The organism is Nitratidesulfovibrio sp. D1 (genome assembly GCF_051133415.1).
In the GTDB taxonomy this organism is placed as follows: domain Bacteria; phylum Desulfobacterota; class Desulfovibrionia; order Desulfovibrionales; family Desulfovibrionaceae; genus Cupidesulfovibrio.
Genome location: NZ_JBPGNZ010000005.1, coordinates 236,252 through 250,595, shown reverse-complemented (window position 1 = coordinate 250,595; position 14,344 = coordinate 236,252). Strand labels below are relative to the sequence as shown.

Below are 14,344 nucleotides of genomic sequence, written 5' to 3'. Positions count from 1 at the left end.
TCGATGCCTCGTAAAGGTCCCGTCCCCAGACGTGAAATTCTGCCCGATCCGGTGTACAACAGCCGGCTGGCCGCCCGTTTCATCAACCGCCTGATGTACGACGGCAAGAAGGGCGTTGCGGAAAAGCTGTTCTACAAGTCGCTCGAAACCCTGGGCGAAAAGACCGGCGAAGAACCCCTGAAGGCGTTCGAGCGCGCCGTCGAATCCGTGAAGCCGCACCTGGAAGTGAAGGCCCGCCGCGTGGGCGGCGCCACCTACCAGGTGCCCATGGACGTGCGCCCCGACCGTCAGGTCTCGCTGGCCATCCGCTGGCTGATCAACTACGCCCGTTCGCGTGGCGAGAAGGGCATGTCCGCGAAGCTTTCCGCCGAACTTATCGATGCCTTCAACAGTCGCGGCGGCGCCGTGAAGAAGAAGGAAGACACCCACCGCATGGCCGAAGCCAACAAGGCCTTCGCCCACTACCGCTGGTAGGGCGCCGGAGTACCCATCGTGTCAAGAACCGTCCCCCTCGAACGGCAGAGGAACATCGGGATCATGGCCCACATTGATGCGGGCAAGACCACGACCACCGAGCGTATCCTCTATTACACCGGCGTTTCCCACAGGATCGGCGAAGTCCATGACGGCGCGGCCACCATGGACTGGATGGAGCAGGAGCAGGAGCGCGGCATCACCATCACCTCCGCCGCCACCACCTGCAGCTGGAAGGACCACACCATCAACATCATCGACACGCCCGGCCACGTGGACTTCACCATCGAAGTCGAACGCTCGCTGCGCGTGCTCGACGGTGCCGTGGCCGTGTTCGACGCCGTCGCAGGCGTCGAGCCGCAGTCGGAAACGGTGTGGCGCCAGGCCAACCGCTACGGCGTGCCCCGCATCTGCTTCGTCAACAAGATGGACCGCATCGGCGCCAACTTCTTCCGCTGCGTCGACATGATGGTCGAACGCCTGCGCGCCAAGCCCATTCCCATCCAGCTGCCCATCGGCAGCGAGGACAAGTTCGAAGGCGTGGTCGACCTCATCCGGGGCAAGGCCATCAAGTTCGACAAGTCCAGCAAGGGCGTGGAGTTCACCGAAGAAGACGTGCCCGCCGACATGATGGATCTGTACGAGGAGAAGCGCCTCGCCATGGTGGAAGCCGTGGCCGAAGAGGACGAAGCCCTGCTCGAGAAGTACCTGGGCGGCGAAGAGCTGACCGAGGAAGAAATCGTCTCGTGCGTGCGCAAGGCCACCATCGCCCGCAACATCGTTCCGGTGTTCTGCGGCTCGGCCTTCCGCAACATGGGCGTGCAGCCGCTGCTCGACGCGGTGGTCGCCTTCCTGCCCTCGCCGCTGGACATCGAACAGATGAAGGGCATGAATCCGGACAACGAAGAGGAAACCATCGTCTGCAAGTGCAGCGACAAGGAACCCCTGGCCGGTCTGGTGTTCAAGCTGTTCTCCGACCCGTACATCGGCCACCTGTCCTTCTTCCGCATCTACTCCGGCTTCATCGAGTCCGGCATGACCGTGCTGAACTCGACCACCGGCAAGAAGGAACGCGTCGGCCGCCTGCTGCGCATGCACGCCAACAAGCGTGAAGAGATCAAGTGGGCGGGCGCGGGCGACATCGTGGCCGTGGTGGGCCTGAAGCAGGCCGCCACCGGCGATACCATGTGCGACGAAAAGCGCCCCGTGGTGCTCGAATCGCTGGACATCCCCGAGCCGGTCATCGAAGTCGCCATCGAGCCCAAGACCAAGGCCGACCGCGACGCGTTGTCCGCCGCCCTCGCCAAGCTGGCCAAGGAAGACCCGTCGTTCCGCGTGAAGGGCGACGAGGAAACCGGCCAGACCCTCATCGCGGGCATGGGCGAACTGCACCTCGAGATCATCGTCGACCGCCTGACCCGCGAGTTCAGCGTCAACGCCAACGTGGGCAAGCCCCAGGTTGCGTACCGCGAGACCATCACCGCCTCGTCCAAGTCGGACATGAAGCACGTGAAGCAGTCGGGCGGGCGCGGCCAGTACGGCCACGCGGTCATCGAGATCCAACCGAACCCCGGCAAGGGCTACGAGTTCGTCAACTCGATCACCGGCGGCGTCATCCCCAAGGAATACATCGCCCCGGTGGACAAGGGCATCCAGGACGCCATGAAGAGCGGCGTGCTGGCCGGGTTCCCCACCGTGGACATCAAGGTCAACCTGGTGTTCGGTTCGTACCACGACGTCGACTCCTCGGAGCAGGCGTTCTACGTGACCGGCTCCATGGCCATCAAGGACGCCATCCACAAGGCCTCGCCGGTTCTGCTCGAACCGATCATGGACGTGGAAGTGGTGACCCCCGACGAATACCTCGGCGACGTCATGGGCGACCTGAACGGCCGCCGCGGCCGCGTGCAGAACATGGAAGCCCGCGTGGGCTCCCAGGCCGTGCGCGCCCAGGTGCCGCTGTCCGAGATGTTCGGCTACGCCACCGACCTGCGTTCCAAGACGCAGGGCCGCGCCACCTTCTCCATGCAGTTCCACCACTACGAGCGGGTTCCGGCCCAGCTCGCCGAAGAAGTGGTGAAGAAGAAGGGCTAACCTTCACCTGCCTCCCTTGCCCTTCGCGGCGGGGACGGAGCCATCGGTAAAGGTCTCCGTAGAAAGCAGAGCCCCGGGCGACATGTCCGGGGCTCTTTTTTTTCTGAAAATTCTTGACGGGGGCGGGGCGGTGGGGTAATGAATCCACTCGCGCCGGTTCTCCGGTGCGAAAAACGAGTTCCCCCGCAGCGGCGGGGGCCCCTGTAACGGCAGGGGAAGGACGGGTCGAGCCTGTCCTGATGTGTTTGGCGCAAGCCGAGCTTTGACATTTGCAGGCGTTACCGAATGCCGCAAATATGTCATGCCGTTCCAGTCCGTCGTTAACCCCTTGTTGGCGGGCTGTAAGGTACTGTACGTGCGGGGCGCGTTGCGCCCTATTCGGTGACCCCTGTGGACCACCTGCACTCGCCGGAGCATGCTCCGGCCTGGGCCAGGCTGGCGACAACATGGGTGATCTTCCCGGACGGATGCCGCGAACGCGGCGCCGCGAGGCGAACGAGAAGGCCTTTGGGTGTGCCGGCCGGCCCCCCTCCCGCCTTTCTCTCCATCGCTCCGAATCCCAGAAGATCACGGCACCCCGTCCCCCGCCGGACGGCAAGCCGCCATGACGTCATGCGCCACCTGTGCCCGCGTCGCGGAAGCGGCGTCCGGGTATCGCGTAGCTCCGGATGCTTATGGCGGGTCTCGGTGTGCCGCCACCGAACGTGAGGAACTCTGCAGCCCAAGGCGCCTGCCTCTCACCTCATGGCAGTCGGGCGCCGGACGGCAAGGGTACGTTTGCCAGATAACGGAGTAATCAACAATGACGACAGTTAGCAGTGATCGTATCAGAATCAAGCTGAAAGCTTACGATTACCGCATCCTCGACAAGGCTGTGGCGGAAATCGTGGATACGGCGCGCAACACGGGCGCCGGGGTGGCTGGTCCCATCCCCCTGCCCACCAACATTCACAAGTACACCGTCAACCGGAGCGTGCACGTCGACAAGAAGTCGCGCGAGCAGTTCGAGATGCGCATCCACAAGCGGCTCATGGACATCCTCGAGCCTACGCAGCAGACCGTGGACGCACTGGGCAAGCTGAGCCTGCCCGCCGGTGTGGACGTCGAAATCAAGCTCTAGTGAGAGGAAGTCATGGCTGAGAAATTGGGTATCCTGGGTCGCAAGGTCGGCATGACCCGCATTTTCGCCAGTGATGGTTCCGCCGTGGCTGTTACGGTCATCCAGGCCGGTCCCTGTCCGGTCATCCAGGTCCGCAACGGTGAGACCGACGGCTACGACGCCGTGCAGATCGCCTTCGAGGAAGCCAAGGAAAAGCACGTCACCAAGCCCGCCCGCGGCCACTTTGCCAAGGCCGGCAAGGGTCTTTTCCGCAACCTCCGCGAAATCCGCCTGGAAGCGCCCGCCGAATTCGAAGTCGGCCAGGAACTCACCGTGTCCCTGTTCGCCGCCGGCGAAAAGGTGAAGGTGACCGGCACCAGCATAGGCAAGGGGTACCAGGGCGTCATGCGCCGCTGGAACTTCGCCGGTTCCAAGGACACGCACGGCTGCGAAAAGGTGCATCGTTCCGGTGGCTCCATCGGTAACAACACCTTCCCGGGCCACGTGTTCAAGGGCAAGAAGATGGCCGGCCACTGGGGTGACGAGCGCGTGACGATCAAGAATCTCGAGATCGTCGACGTCCGCGCCGAAGACAACGTCATTCTGGTGAAGGGCGCCGTTCCCGGCCCCAAGAACGGCTTGGTCCTGGTGCGCAAGCAGTAACGAAATGAGGATGATCACATGGCTGTGGTGAAAGTATACGATCAGAACAAGAAGGAAGCCGGCGAACTGACGCTCGCTCCCGAGGTGTTCGAGGTCGAGGTGAAGCCTGAGATTCTCAATCTCGTGGTCCGCGCGCACCGCGCCGGGCTGCGCTCCGGCACCCATGCCACCAAGACCCGCGCCTTCGTTTCCGGCGGCGGTGCGAAGCCCTGGCGCCAGAAAGGCACCGGCCGCGCCCGTTCCGGTTCGAACCGTTCGCCCATCTGGCGCGGCGGGGCCGTCATTTTCGGCCCCCAGCCCCGCGAGTACGGCTTCAAGGTCAACAAGAAGGTCCGCCAGCTGGCCCTCAAGATGGCGCTGAGCTCGCGGCTTGCCGGCGAGAACCTGATGGTGGTCAAGGGCATCGAACTGCCCGAAGTCAAGACCAAGCTGTTCGCCAAGGTGGCCGACACCCTGGGCCTCGGAAAGGCCCTGGTGATCACCGCCGAAGCGGACACCACCCTCGCCCTTTCGGCCCGCAACATTCCCGGCATCACCCTGATCACCGCCGACCAGCTCAGCGTCTACGAGATTCTGAAGCACCCGACGCTGGTGATGTTCGAGGGCGCCGTCGAATCTGTCCAGGCCAGGCTGAAGTAGGGAGGTTGGTCATGGATTATACGCAGATTCTCGTGAAGCCCCTGGTGTCCGAAAAGGCCACCTTCGTGAAGGAACAGGCCCAGCAGGTCGTGTTCTTCGTGAACCCCCGGGCCAACAAGATCGAAATCAAGAAGGCCGTCGAAGCCGCCTTCAAGGTCAAGGTGACCGACGTCAACGTCGTCACCAAGAAGCCTGCCGACAAGGTCCGCCAGGGCCGCGTCGTGGGCCGGATCTCCGGCTGCAAGAAGGCTTACGTGACCCTGGCTCCCGGCGAAAAAATCGAATTCTTCGAGGGAGTGTAAGCAATGGCTGTTCGCAAGCTGAAACCGACATCTCCCGGTCGCCGCTTCCAGACCGTCTCGGATTTCGAGGAAGTCACCAGGAGCACGCCCGAGAAGTCCCTTACCGAGGGGCTGACCAAGAAAAGCGGTCGCAACAACAATGGCCGCGTGACCATGCGCCGTCGCGGTGGCGGTCACAAGCGCCTGTACCGCATCATCGACTTCCGTCGTAACAAGCTCGGCATCGCGGCCACGGTCGCGCACATCGAGTACGACCCCAACCGTACCGCCCGCATCGCCCTCCTGCACTACGCGGATGGCGAGAAGCGCTACATCCTCGCCCCGCTCGGCATCAAGCAGGGCGACATGGTGCAGGCCGGCGAAGGCGCGGACATCAAGCCCGGCAACGCCATGGCCATGTCCCGCATCCCCGTCGGCACCGTGCTGCACAACATCGAGCTCTACCCCGGTCGTGGCGGCCAGTTCTGCCGCGCCGCCGGTACCTACGCCCAGTTGGTGGCCAAGGAAGGCAAGTACGCCCTCCTGCGCATGCCCTCGGGCGAAGTGCGCAAGGTGCTCGCCGCCTGCTGCGCCACCATCGGCCAGGTCGGCAACGTGAACCACGAGAACATCTCGCTGGGCAAGGCGGGCCGCAATCGCTGGCTCGGCCGTCGTCCCAAGGTCCGCGGCGTCGCCATGAACCCCATCGACCACCCGTTGGGTGGCGGTGAAGGCCGCAGCTCCGGCGGTCGCCATCCGGTGACCCCGTGGGGCGTGCCCACCAAGGGGTACAAGACCCGCGATCGCAAGAAGGCTTCCACGAAGCTCATCGTCAAGCGCCGCGGGCAGAAGTAGGAGTAGAGCATGCCCAGATCCCTGAAGAAAGGTCCGTTCATCGACGACCATCTGATCAAGAAAGTGGAATTGGCCGTGTCGAACAGCGACCGCCGCGTCATCAAGACGTGGTCGCGTCGGTCCACCATCGCTCCCGAGATGGTCGGCCTGACGTTCGCGGTCCACAATGGGAAGAAGTTCATTCCCGTGTTCGTCACCGAGAACATGGTGGGTCACAAGCTGGGCGAATTCGCCCCGACCCGCACGTTCTACGGGCATGCCGCGGACAAGAAGAGCAAAGCAAAGAAGTAGTGGGTGAATCCGATGGAATCGAGAGCCACCGCGAAATTCATGCGTGTGTCGCCGCGTAAGGCCCGCCTTGTCGCCCAGAACGTGAACGGGCTGCCTGTCGAAGACGCCATGAATATCCTGAAGTTCACGCCCAACAAGCCCGCCGACATCATCTTCGGCGTGCTGCGTTCCGCCCTCGCCAACGCCGAGCAGCTGCCCGGCATCGACGTGGACGCCATGGTCGTGAAGCAGATCGTCATCAACGAAGGCCCCACCTGGAAGCGGTTTCTTCCGCGTGCGCAGGGTCGCGCCACCAAGATCCGGAAGCGTACCAGCCACATCACCGTGATTCTCGCAGAAGGGCAGGAATAGGTTATGGGTCAGAAAGTACATCCTTACGGCTTCCGGCTGGGGTACAACAAGAACTGGCAGTCGCGCTGGTTCAGCAAGAAGGAATACCCCGGCTTCGTCTTCGAGGATCACAACATCCGCAAGTACGTGAAGAAGACGCTGTACCACGCCGGTCTCTCCAAGATCGAGATCGAGCGCGCCGGCGGCAAGGTGCGGCTGATCCTCTCCACCGCGCGTCCGGGCATCGTCATCGGCCGCAAGGGCGTGGAAATCGAAAAGCTCCGTGGCGACCTGCGCAGGAAGTTCAAGCGCGAGTTCTCCATCGAGGTGAACGAAATCCGCCGCCCCGAAGTGGAAGCCCAGCTCGTTGCCGAAAACATCGCGCTGCAGCTTGAACGCCGCGTGGCCTTCCGTCGCGCCATGAAGCGCACGGTGTCCATGTCGCGCAAGTTCGGCGCCGAAGGCATCAAGGTGACCTGTTCCGGCCGCCTCGCCGGGGCCGAAATCGCCCGTACCGAATGGTACCGCGATGGTCGCGTGCCCCTGCAGACCCTGCGCGCCGACATCGACTTCGGTTTTGCCGAGGCCCGCACCACCTATGGGGTGATCGGCGTCAAGGTCTGGATTTTCAAGGGTGAAATTCTGGACAACGAGGTAGAACAGTAATGCTGAGCCCCAGAAAGGTTAAATTCCGCAAGTGGCAGAAGGGCCGTCTGCGTGGCATGGCCACCCGCGGCGCCACTGTCTCCTTCGGTGATATCGGTCTCAAGGCAGTAGAACACGGCAAGCTGTCCAGCCAGCAGATCGAGGCCGCCCGTATCGCCATGATGCGCCACATCAAGCGCGGCGGTAAGGTCTGGATCCGCATCTTCCCCGACCATCCGGTCACCGCCAAGCCCCTCGAAACCCGCCAGGGTTCCGGCAAGGGCGCCCCGGTGGGCTGGTGCGCTCCGGTGAAGCCGGGCCGCGTGCTTTACGAAATCAAGGGCGTCAGCCTGGAGCTGGCCAAGGAAGCTCTGACGCGCGCCGCCCACAAGCTCCCCATCAAGACGACCATTGTCGTGCGGGAGGGCCTCTAGAATGAACGCCGCAGAACTGAGAAAGCTCAGCGCTGAACAGCTCAAGGACAAGCTGGCCGAATCCCGCAAGGAACTGTTCGATCTGCGCTTCCGCCACGCCACCGCGCAGTTGGAGAAGACCTCCAACCTCCCGGCGACCAAGCGCGAGATCGCCCGGATTCTGACCATCCTGAAGGAGAAGGGGTAAGCCCATGTCCGAAGAACTGATGAACCGCAAGGGCAGGGTGCTCACCGGGATCGTCGTCAGCGACAAGAACGACAAGACCATCGTCGTTCGCGTCGAAACGCTGGTGCAGCATCCCCTGCTGAAGAAGTACGTGCGCCGTCGCAACAAGTTCACCGCTCACGATCCCCAGAACGAGTGCGGCGTCGGCGACAAGGTGAAGATCATCGAGTACCGTCCGCTCAGCCGCAACAAGCGCTGGCATCTGGTCTCCATTCTCGAAAAAGCCGTGTAGGGGTTTGCGATGATCCAGGTAGAATCCACGCTGCAGGTGGCGGACAATTCCGGTGCGAAGAAGGTCGCGTGCATCAAGGTGCTCGGCGGCTCCAAGCGCCGCTACGCCACCGTGGGCGACATCGTCGTCGTTTCCGTGAAGGAAGCCCTGCCGCACTGCAAGGTGAAGAAGGGCGACGTGATGCAGGCCGTCATCGTGCGCACCCGCAAGGAAGTCCGCCGCGTCGACGGTTCGTACATCAAGTTCGATTCCAATGCGGCCGTTCTGCTGAACAAGCAGGGCGAGCCGGTGGGCACCCGCATCTTCGGCCCCGTTGCCCGCGAACTGCGCGGCAAGAACTTCATGAAGATCGTCTCGCTGGCGCCCGAAGTGCTCTAGGAGCCCAGAAATGAAACAGTTCCGCATCCGCAAGGACGACAAAGTGGTCGTCATCGCCGGCAAGGACAAAGGCAAGATCGGCAAGGTGCTGAAGGTTCTTCGCAAGAAGGACGGCGTACTTGTCGAGAAGGTCAACATGGTCAAGCGCCACATGCGCGCCAATCCGTACCGGCAGCAGCCGGGCGGGATCATCGAGAAGGAGATGCCTGTAGACATCTCCAACGTGATGGTGATGTGCGATGCGTGCGCCAAGGCCACCAAGGTGGGCTACCGCTACACCGAGGACGGCAAGAAAGTTCGCTTCTGCAAGAAGTGCAACGAAATCATCGGATAGGGTGAGAGACGATGACGCGTCTTGAACAGATATACCGCGAGAAAGTGGTTCCGGTATTGCAGAAGGAGTTCAACTACACTTCTTCGATGCAGGTTCCCGGGATTGAGAAAGTCTCTCTGAATATCGGCCTCGGCGCCGCGAGCCAGAACAACAAGTTGATGGAAGAAGCCATCAAGGAGTTGACCGCCATCGCCGGGCAGAAGGCCGTCGTGACCCGTGCGAAGAAGTCCATCGCGTCGTTCAAGCTGCGCGAAGGCATGCCCATCGGCTGCCGCGTGACGCTGCGCAAGGAACGCATGTGGGACTTCCTGGACAAGCTGATGAACTTCGCGCTGCCCCGCGTGCGCGACTTCAGAGGGATTCCGGACCGTGGCTTCGATGGCCGGGGCAATTTTACCCTGGGCATCAAGGAACACACCATTTTCCCCGAGCTGGAAGTGGATCGCGTTGACAACCCCAAGGGGATGAACATCACGATCGTTACCACTGCCCAGACGGACAAGGAAGGCAAGCTGCTGCTCGACCAGCTCGGCATGCCTTTCAAGAAGTAAGGAGAAACGGCTTTGTCTCGTACATCGCTTGAAGTGAAGGCGCAGCGCAAGCCCAAGTTCTCCGCCCGCGCCTACAACCGTTGTCCGGTCTGCGGCCGCCCGCGTGCCTACATGCGCAAGTTCGGTCTTTGCCGTATCTGCTTCCGCAACATGGCCCTGCGCGGCGAACTGCCCGGCGTTCGCAAGTCGAGCTGGTAAGTCACCAAGGAGTAAGGAATGCTGACTGATCCTATTGCTGATATGCTCACGCGTATCCGCAACGCACACTTGGCCCTGCACAAGGAAGTGAGTGTGCCGCGCTCGAAGATCAAGGAATCCATCGCCGTCATCCTGAAGCAGGAAGGTTACGTCGAAGACGTGGCGGTGGAAGAGGCCGAGATCAAGATCTCCCTCAAGTATTTCAAAGGCAAGCCGGTCATCTCCGGCCTCAAGCGGGTGAGCAAGCCCGGCCGCCGGGTGTATGTCGGTTCCACCGACATCCCCAAGGTCCAGAACGGGCTCGGCATCTGCATCCTGTCCACCTCCAGCGGTGTCCTTGCGGGCACGCAGGCCCGCGACCGCAAGGTCGGCGGCGAACTGCTCTGCGAAATCTGGTAGGGTACGGACATGTCGCGAATCGGTAAACTCCCCATCGCCATTCCTTCCGGCGTCGAAGTGAAGGTCGGGACCGAAGCCGTGGAGGTCAAGGGCCCGAAGGGCGTGCTCGTCACCCCTACCCATGCTGAACTGAACTACGCGGTGGAAGACGGCCACGTCGTCATCACCCGCACCGCCGAAACCCGCACCGCCCGTGCTCAGCACGGCCTGCGCCGCACCCTGCTCGCCAACTGCATCCAGGGCGTGACCAAGGGCTTCTCCAAGACCCTGGAAGTCATCGGCGTCGGCTACAAGGTCGCCGTCAAGGGCAACCTGGTGGAACTCGCGGTCGGTTTCTCGCACCCGGTGATCATGGAGATGCCCGAAGGCGTCGAAGCCAAGGTGGAAGGCCAGAAGCTGACCATCTCGGGCATCAGCAAGGAAGTGGTCGGCGAGATCGCCGCACGCATCCGCCGCGTGCGTAAGCCCGAACCCTACAAGGGCAAGGGCATCAAGTACGACAACGAGCAGATTCGCCGCAAGGCCGGCAAGTCTGGTGGCAAATAGGCAGGTATGAGAAAATGACGATGACCAAGAACGATGCCAGAAAGCGGCGCAAGGTCCGCATTCGCAAGAAGATCGCCGGAAGCGCCGAGCGTCCCCGGCTGGTTGTCTACCGCTCGAACCTGCATGTCTACGCCCAGATCGTGGACGACGCCACCGGTGCCACGCTTGTTGCCACCTCCACCCTTGCCATCGGCAAGGCCCAGGCCGGAGCGCACTGCAACAAGGCCGGGGCGGAACTGGTGGGCAAGGAAATCGCGCGTCTTGCTGGCGAGAAGAGCATCAAGCGCGTGGTGTTCGACCGTAACGGCTACCTCTATCACGGGCGCATCAAGGCTGTTGCCGACGGTGCCCGTGAGGGCGGCCTGGAATTCTAACGGGTGGTAGGTACTGGCATGGAACAGAATGAGTTCGGGTTGGTAGAGAAGATCGTCTACCTTAACCGAGTTGCCAAGGTTGTGAAGGGCGGCCGCCGCTTCAGCTTCAGCGCCCTCGTTGTCGTGGGCGACGGCAAGGGCGCCGTGGGCTTCGGCCTCGGCAAGGCCCAGGAAGTGCCGGAAGCCCTGCGCAAGGCCACCGAACGTGCGAAGAAGGACATGGTCCAGATTCCGCTGGTGGACGGCACCCTTCCGTACGAAATCCAGGGCGAGTTCGGCGCCGGCTGCGTCATGCTGAAGCCCGCCTCCAAGGGTACCGGCATCATCGCCGGTGGTGCCGTGCGCGCCGTCATGGAAGCCGTGGGCGTGACCGACGTGCTTGCCAAGGCCATCGGCACCAACAACCCGCACAACGTGCTGCGCGCCACCATGGCGGGGCTTACCTCGTTGCGCAGCGCAGAGTACGTGAGCCAGCTTCGCGGCATGAAGCTCGAAGCGCCCAGAAAGTAGGGACGCAATCATGATCAAGGTGAAGCTCGTACGCAGCTGGATCGGCTGCAAACCCAAGCAGCGCAAGGTTCTTGACGCGCTTGGCCTGCGGAAGATCCGTTGCGAGAAGTCGTTTGAGGACAATGCCGCCATCCGCGGCATGATCGCCGAAGTCAAGCACCTGGTCGAGGTCAGTGAATAATGAGACTGCACGAACTCTATCCGTTCGCCGAGGAACGGGCATCGCGCAAGCGCGTGGGCCGCGGTTCCGGTTCGGGGCTCGGCTGCACCTCCGGCAAGGGTAACAAGGGCCAGAACGCCCGCGCAGGCGGCGGCGTACGCCCCGGTTTCGAAGGCGGCCAGATGCCGCTCCAGCGCCGTCTGCCCAAGCGCGGCTTCAAGAACGCGCCCTTCAAGGCCACCTACGAGGTGATCAACCTCGATCGCCTGGTGGCGGCCTTCGAAGGCAAGACCGACATCACCCTGGAAGACATCTACGAACGCGGCCTGTGCAAGGCCGGCGCGTCGGTGAAGATCCTGGGCGTGGGCGAGGTCAGCGTGGCCCTTACGGTGGAAGCGCACAAGTTCAGCGCCTCCGCCGCCGAGAAGATCCGCAACGCCGGTGGCGAAGCCAAGGCACTGGAAGGGTAAGCCGTGGCGCTTAGTGGTGTAGAAAACCTGGCGCGTCTGCCCGAGCTTCGCAGGAAGCTCATCTGGACGTTCCTGTTGCTGGCCGCATACCGCATCGGGGTTCACGTCCCGGTCCCCGGGGTGGATTCCGGAGCGCTGGCCGACTTCTTCGCCAGCGTCCAGAACACCCTTTTCGGCCTCTTCGACATGTTCTCCGGGGGCGGGCTCCGCAATCTGTCGGTGTTCGCCCTCGGCATCATGCCCTACATCTCGGCCTCCATCATCATCCAGCTTCTGCAGGTCGTAAGCCCTGAACTGAAGCGGATGGCCAAGGAGGAAGGGGCGGCGGGCCGCCGGAAGATCACCCAGTACACCCGCTACGCCACGGTGCTGATCACCGTGATCCAGGGCTTCGGCATCGCCGTGGGCCTCGAGAACATGCACAGCCCCGCGGGCGCGCCCGTGGTGTTGGAGGCGGGCTGGGCCTTCCGGATGATCACCATCGCAACCCTGACCGCCGGCACCGTGCTGATCATGTGGCTTGGCGAACAGATTACCGAGAAGGGCATCGGCAACGGCATTTCGCTGATCATCTTCTCGGGCATCGTCGCCGGTATCCCCGGCGGCATCGTCAAGTCTGGCCAGCTCATCAAGGCCGGCGACATGAGCGTGTTCACGGCGATCCTGGTGCTGGCGCTGATGGCGGTGGTGCTCGGCTGCATCGTGTTCATGGAACGCGGGCAGCGGCGCATCCCCATCCATTACGCCAAGCGGCAGGTGGGCCGTAAGATGTTCGGCGGGCAGAGCACGCACCTGCCGCTGCGCATCAACACGGCGGGCGTCATTCCGCCCATCTTCGCCTCGTCGCTGCTGCTGTTCCCCGCGACCATCGCCAGCTTCTCGGCCAACGAGACGTTGCAGAAGGTGGCCGCGTGGTTCGCGCCGCACACGGTGATGTACAACATCCTGTTCATCAGCCTCATCGTGTTCTTCTGCTTCTTCTACACGGCGATCATCTTCGACCCGAAGGACATTGCCGAAAACCTGAAGAAGGGCGGCGGGTTCATTCCCGGCATCCGCCCCGGGGACAAGACCCGGCAGTACATCGACAGGGTGCTCACCCGGATGACCATCTGGGGGGCCATCTACATATCCGCGATCTGCGTCCTGCCCATGATCCTCATCGCGCAGTTCAACGTGCCGTTCTACTTCGGCGGCACCAGCGTGCTGATTCTGGTGGGCGTGGCCATGGACTTCATGTCCCAGGTGGAATCGCACCTGATCTCACGGCAGTACGAGGGTCTCATGAACAAGACCCGCATCAAGGGACGGCAGTGAGTTGAAGAAGTTTCGCGGTGTCTTCATCAAGAACGACAACGAGATTGGCCTCCTTCGGGAGGCCAATCGAATCGTTGCCGCGATACTGGACGTGCTGGGCGAAAACGTGCGCCCGGGCGTCCCGACGATGCATTTCGAGGAGCTGGCCCAGGCGGAATGCCGCAAGCACGGCGTCCGCCCGGCCTTCCAGGGCTACCACGGGTTTCCGTTCGCCCTGTGCTGCTCGGTGAACGAAGAGGTGGTGCACGGCTTTCCCTCGGCCAAGCGGATTCTCCAGGAAGGGGACATCGTCAGCTTCGACATGGGCGTCGTGTACGACGGTTTCTACGGCGACTCGGCCCGCACCTACCCGGTGGGGACCGTGAGCGACGAGGCCGCGCGCCTCATCCGCGTGACCCGCGAATCCCTCTTCGAGGGCATCGCCGAGGCGCGGGTGGGCAACACCCTGTACGACATCTCGGCGGCCGTGCAGCGGCACGTCGAGGCGGCCGGGTTCGGGGTGGTGCGCAGGTTCGTGGGGCACGGCATCGGCCGTTCGCTGCACGAGAAGCCCGAGATCCCCAACTTCGTGCCGCGCGGCATGCAGGGCGTGCCCCTGAAGCCGGGCATGGTGCTGGCCATCGAACCGATGGTCACGGTGGGGACGTACGAGGTCGAAATCCTCGCCGACAACTGGACGGCGGTCACCCGCGACCGCAAGCTGTCGGCCCACTTCGAACACAGCGTGGCCATCACGCCGGACGGGCCGATCATTCTCAGCCTGTCGCAGGCAGAGGCGGCGCGACTTGCCGGTTGACGGGCGCCGGTGGGGGTGATATGCACCCCTGTTCCGACGTTGCTCTTC

Annotated in this window: 25 protein-coding genes; all 25 read left to right on the top strand. The window is 62.9% G+C overall.

What is annotated here, in order from left to right:
• The first annotated feature begins 3 nt into the window (after positions 1-3).
• The 25 genes from rpsG (at position 4) to map (ending at position 14,296) form a co-directional block, all read left to right on the top strand.
• The gene (rpsG, locus tag ACR4XJ_RS11840) at positions 4-474 is read left to right on the top strand and encodes a 30S ribosomal protein S7 (RefSeq protein ID WP_012611244.1); all 471 of its coding nucleotides are present in this window, start codon (positions 4-6) and stop codon (positions 472-474) included.
• An 18-nt stretch (positions 475-492) separates the two neighbouring features.
• Complete coding sequence (gene fusA, locus ACR4XJ_RS11835) at positions 493-2,568, top strand: elongation factor G (protein WP_434755390.1); 2,076 nt, start codon at positions 493-495, stop codon at positions 2,566-2,568.
• Positions 2,569-3,370: 802 nt separating this feature from the next.
• Positions 3,371-3,688: a 30S ribosomal protein S10 gene (gene rpsJ, locus ACR4XJ_RS11830; protein ID WP_007521013.1), complete on the top strand. Its 318-nt coding sequence runs from the start codon at positions 3,371-3,373 to the stop codon at positions 3,686-3,688.
• 12 nt (positions 3,689-3,700) lie between these two features.
• Positions 3,701-4,330, top strand: a complete 630-nt coding sequence (gene rplC / locus ACR4XJ_RS11825) for a 50S ribosomal protein L3 (RefSeq protein ID WP_434755389.1) — start codon at positions 3,701-3,703, stop codon at positions 4,328-4,330.
• A gap of 18 nt (positions 4,331-4,348) precedes the next feature.
• Positions 4,349-4,969, top strand: a complete 621-nt coding sequence (gene rplD, locus ACR4XJ_RS11820) for a 50S ribosomal protein L4 (RefSeq protein ID WP_434755388.1) — start codon at positions 4,349-4,351, stop codon at positions 4,967-4,969.
• Between the two features lie 11 nt (positions 4,970-4,980).
• Positions 4,981-5,271 (top strand): 50S ribosomal protein L23, encoded by a 291-nt coding sequence (rplW, locus tag ACR4XJ_RS11815; RefSeq protein ID WP_333506905.1) that lies wholly within the window; start codon positions 4,981-4,983, stop codon positions 5,269-5,271.
• A 3-nt stretch (positions 5,272-5,274) separates the two neighbouring features.
• The gene (gene rplB / locus ACR4XJ_RS11810; RefSeq protein WP_333506904.1) at positions 5,275-6,105 is read left to right on the top strand and encodes a 50S ribosomal protein L2; all 831 of its coding nucleotides are present in this window, start codon (positions 5,275-5,277) and stop codon (positions 6,103-6,105) included.
• A gap of 9 nt (positions 6,106-6,114) precedes the next feature.
• Complete coding sequence (gene rpsS, locus ACR4XJ_RS11805) at positions 6,115-6,396, top strand: 30S ribosomal protein S19 (RefSeq protein WP_007521020.1); 282 nt, start codon at positions 6,115-6,117, stop codon at positions 6,394-6,396.
• 12 nt (positions 6,397-6,408) lie between these two features.
• Positions 6,409-6,747: a 50S ribosomal protein L22 gene (rplV, locus tag ACR4XJ_RS11800; protein ID WP_012611250.1), complete on the top strand. Its 339-nt coding sequence runs from the start codon at positions 6,409-6,411 to the stop codon at positions 6,745-6,747.
• A 3-nt stretch (positions 6,748-6,750) separates the two neighbouring features.
• The gene (rpsC, locus tag ACR4XJ_RS11795; RefSeq protein WP_333506903.1) at positions 6,751-7,392 is read left to right on the top strand and encodes a 30S ribosomal protein S3; all 642 of its coding nucleotides are present in this window, start codon (positions 6,751-6,753) and stop codon (positions 7,390-7,392) included.
• Positions 7,392-7,805 carry a 50S ribosomal protein L16 gene (gene rplP / locus ACR4XJ_RS11790; protein ID WP_012611251.1) on the top strand — a complete coding sequence of 138 codons (414 nt, stop codon included), beginning with the start codon at positions 7,392-7,394 and terminating at the stop codon, positions 7,803-7,805. The genes rpsC and rplP overlap by 1 nt, the downstream gene beginning before the upstream one ends.
• Before the next feature lies 1 nt (position 7,806).
• Positions 7,807-7,992 carry a 50S ribosomal protein L29 gene (rpmC, locus tag ACR4XJ_RS11785; RefSeq protein WP_007521028.1) on the top strand — a complete coding sequence of 62 codons (186 nt, stop codon included), beginning with the start codon at positions 7,807-7,809 and terminating at the stop codon, positions 7,990-7,992.
• Positions 7,993-7,996: 4 nt separating this feature from the next.
• A complete protein-coding gene (rpsQ, locus tag ACR4XJ_RS11780; protein ID WP_333506902.1) occupies positions 7,997-8,263 on the top strand; it encodes a 30S ribosomal protein S17 in 267 nt (88 codons plus the stop codon).
• Between the two features lie 9 nt (positions 8,264-8,272).
• Positions 8,273-8,641 (top strand): 50S ribosomal protein L14, encoded by a 369-nt coding sequence (rplN, locus tag ACR4XJ_RS11775; RefSeq protein ID WP_007521033.1) that lies wholly within the window; start codon positions 8,273-8,275, stop codon positions 8,639-8,641.
• A 10-nt stretch (positions 8,642-8,651) separates the two neighbouring features.
• Positions 8,652-8,975, top strand: a complete 324-nt coding sequence (gene rplX / locus ACR4XJ_RS11770; RefSeq protein WP_333506901.1) for a 50S ribosomal protein L24 — start codon at positions 8,652-8,654, stop codon at positions 8,973-8,975.
• A gap of 11 nt (positions 8,976-8,986) precedes the next feature.
• Positions 8,987-9,526: a 50S ribosomal protein L5 gene (gene rplE / locus ACR4XJ_RS11765; RefSeq protein WP_007521038.1), complete on the top strand. Its 540-nt coding sequence runs from the start codon at positions 8,987-8,989 to the stop codon at positions 9,524-9,526.
• 12 nt (positions 9,527-9,538) lie between these two features.
• Positions 9,539-9,724, top strand: a complete 186-nt coding sequence (locus ACR4XJ_RS11760) for a type Z 30S ribosomal protein S14 (RefSeq protein WP_007521040.1) — start codon at positions 9,539-9,541, stop codon at positions 9,722-9,724.
• A gap of 18 nt (positions 9,725-9,742) precedes the next feature.
• On the top strand, positions 9,743-10,123 hold the full coding sequence (gene rpsH, locus ACR4XJ_RS11755; RefSeq protein WP_333506900.1) for a 30S ribosomal protein S8: 381 nt from the start codon (positions 9,743-9,745) through the stop codon (positions 10,121-10,123).
• A 9-nt stretch (positions 10,124-10,132) separates the two neighbouring features.
• Positions 10,133-10,669, top strand: a complete 537-nt coding sequence (rplF, locus tag ACR4XJ_RS11750; RefSeq protein WP_333506899.1) for a 50S ribosomal protein L6 — start codon at positions 10,133-10,135, stop codon at positions 10,667-10,669.
• Positions 10,670-10,683: 14 nt separating this feature from the next.
• On the top strand, positions 10,684-11,043 hold the full coding sequence (gene rplR, locus ACR4XJ_RS11745) for a 50S ribosomal protein L18 (protein ID WP_434755387.1): 360 nt from the start codon (positions 10,684-10,686) through the stop codon (positions 11,041-11,043).
• 18 nt (positions 11,044-11,061) lie between these two features.
• Positions 11,062-11,553: a 30S ribosomal protein S5 gene (gene rpsE, locus ACR4XJ_RS11740; protein WP_167128961.1), complete on the top strand. Its 492-nt coding sequence runs from the start codon at positions 11,062-11,064 to the stop codon at positions 11,551-11,553.
• A 10-nt stretch (positions 11,554-11,563) separates the two neighbouring features.
• Positions 11,564-11,734: a 50S ribosomal protein L30 gene (rpmD, locus tag ACR4XJ_RS11735; RefSeq protein WP_007521049.1), complete on the top strand. Its 171-nt coding sequence runs from the start codon at positions 11,564-11,566 to the stop codon at positions 11,732-11,734.
• Positions 11,734-12,183, top strand: coding sequence for a 50S ribosomal protein L15 (gene rplO, locus ACR4XJ_RS11730; protein WP_434755386.1), 450 nt, complete (start codon positions 11,734-11,736; stop codon positions 12,181-12,183). Before rpmD ends, rplO begins: the two co-directional genes overlap by 1 nt.
• A gap of 3 nt (positions 12,184-12,186) precedes the next feature.
• Positions 12,187-13,500 (top strand): preprotein translocase subunit SecY, encoded by a 1,314-nt coding sequence (gene secY, locus ACR4XJ_RS11725; RefSeq protein ID WP_434755385.1) that lies wholly within the window; start codon positions 12,187-12,189, stop codon positions 13,498-13,500.
• 1 nt (position 13,501) lies between these two features.
• Positions 13,502-14,296 (top strand): type I methionyl aminopeptidase, encoded by a 795-nt coding sequence (gene map / locus ACR4XJ_RS11720; RefSeq protein ID WP_434755384.1) that lies wholly within the window; start codon positions 13,502-13,504, stop codon positions 14,294-14,296.
• Positions 14,297-14,344 lie beyond the last annotated feature (48 nt).

Coding starts and splice junctions, on each gene's coding strand:
- rplP (WP_012611251.1), top strand. CDS start 7,392: ATGCTGAGCCCCAGAAAGGTTAAATTCCGCAAGTGGCAGAAGGGCCGT.
- rpsQ (WP_333506902.1), top strand. CDS start 7,997: ATGTCCGAAGAACTGATGAACCGCAAGGGCAGGGTGCTCACCGGGATC.
- rplW (WP_333506905.1), top strand. CDS start 4,981: ATGGATTATACGCAGATTCTCGTGAAGCCCCTGGTGTCCGAAAAGGCC.
- rpsJ (WP_007521013.1), top strand. CDS start 3,371: ATGACGACAGTTAGCAGTGATCGTATCAGAATCAAGCTGAAAGCTTAC.
- rpsC (WP_333506903.1), top strand. CDS start 6,751: ATGGGTCAGAAAGTACATCCTTACGGCTTCCGGCTGGGGTACAACAAG.
- rplF (WP_333506899.1), top strand. CDS start 10,133: ATGTCGCGAATCGGTAAACTCCCCATCGCCATTCCTTCCGGCGTCGAA.
- rplE (WP_007521038.1), top strand. CDS start 8,987: ATGACGCGTCTTGAACAGATATACCGCGAGAAAGTGGTTCCGGTATTG.
- rplB (WP_333506904.1), top strand. CDS start 5,275: ATGGCTGTTCGCAAGCTGAAACCGACATCTCCCGGTCGCCGCTTCCAG.
- rplR (WP_434755387.1), top strand. CDS start 10,684: ATGACGATGACCAAGAACGATGCCAGAAAGCGGCGCAAGGTCCGCATT.
- rpsS (WP_007521020.1), top strand. CDS start 6,115: ATGCCCAGATCCCTGAAGAAAGGTCCGTTCATCGACGACCATCTGATC.
- rplO (WP_434755386.1), top strand. CDS start 11,734: ATGAGACTGCACGAACTCTATCCGTTCGCCGAGGAACGGGCATCGCGC.
- rpsE (WP_167128961.1), top strand. CDS start 11,062: ATGGAACAGAATGAGTTCGGGTTGGTAGAGAAGATCGTCTACCTTAAC.
- rpmD (WP_007521049.1), top strand. CDS start 11,564: ATGATCAAGGTGAAGCTCGTACGCAGCTGGATCGGCTGCAAACCCAAG.
- rpsG (WP_012611244.1), top strand. CDS start 4: ATGCCTCGTAAAGGTCCCGTCCCCAGACGTGAAATTCTGCCCGATCCG.
- rpmC (WP_007521028.1), top strand. CDS start 7,807: ATGAACGCCGCAGAACTGAGAAAGCTCAGCGCTGAACAGCTCAAGGAC.
- rpsH (WP_333506900.1), top strand. CDS start 9,743: ATGCTGACTGATCCTATTGCTGATATGCTCACGCGTATCCGCAACGCA.
- rplC (WP_434755389.1), top strand. CDS start 3,701: ATGGCTGAGAAATTGGGTATCCTGGGTCGCAAGGTCGGCATGACCCGC.
- rplD (WP_434755388.1), top strand. CDS start 4,349: ATGGCTGTGGTGAAAGTATACGATCAGAACAAGAAGGAAGCCGGCGAA.
- rplN (WP_007521033.1), top strand. CDS start 8,273: ATGATCCAGGTAGAATCCACGCTGCAGGTGGCGGACAATTCCGGTGCG.
- rplV (WP_012611250.1), top strand. CDS start 6,409: ATGGAATCGAGAGCCACCGCGAAATTCATGCGTGTGTCGCCGCGTAAG.
- rplX (WP_333506901.1), top strand. CDS start 8,652: ATGAAACAGTTCCGCATCCGCAAGGACGACAAAGTGGTCGTCATCGCC.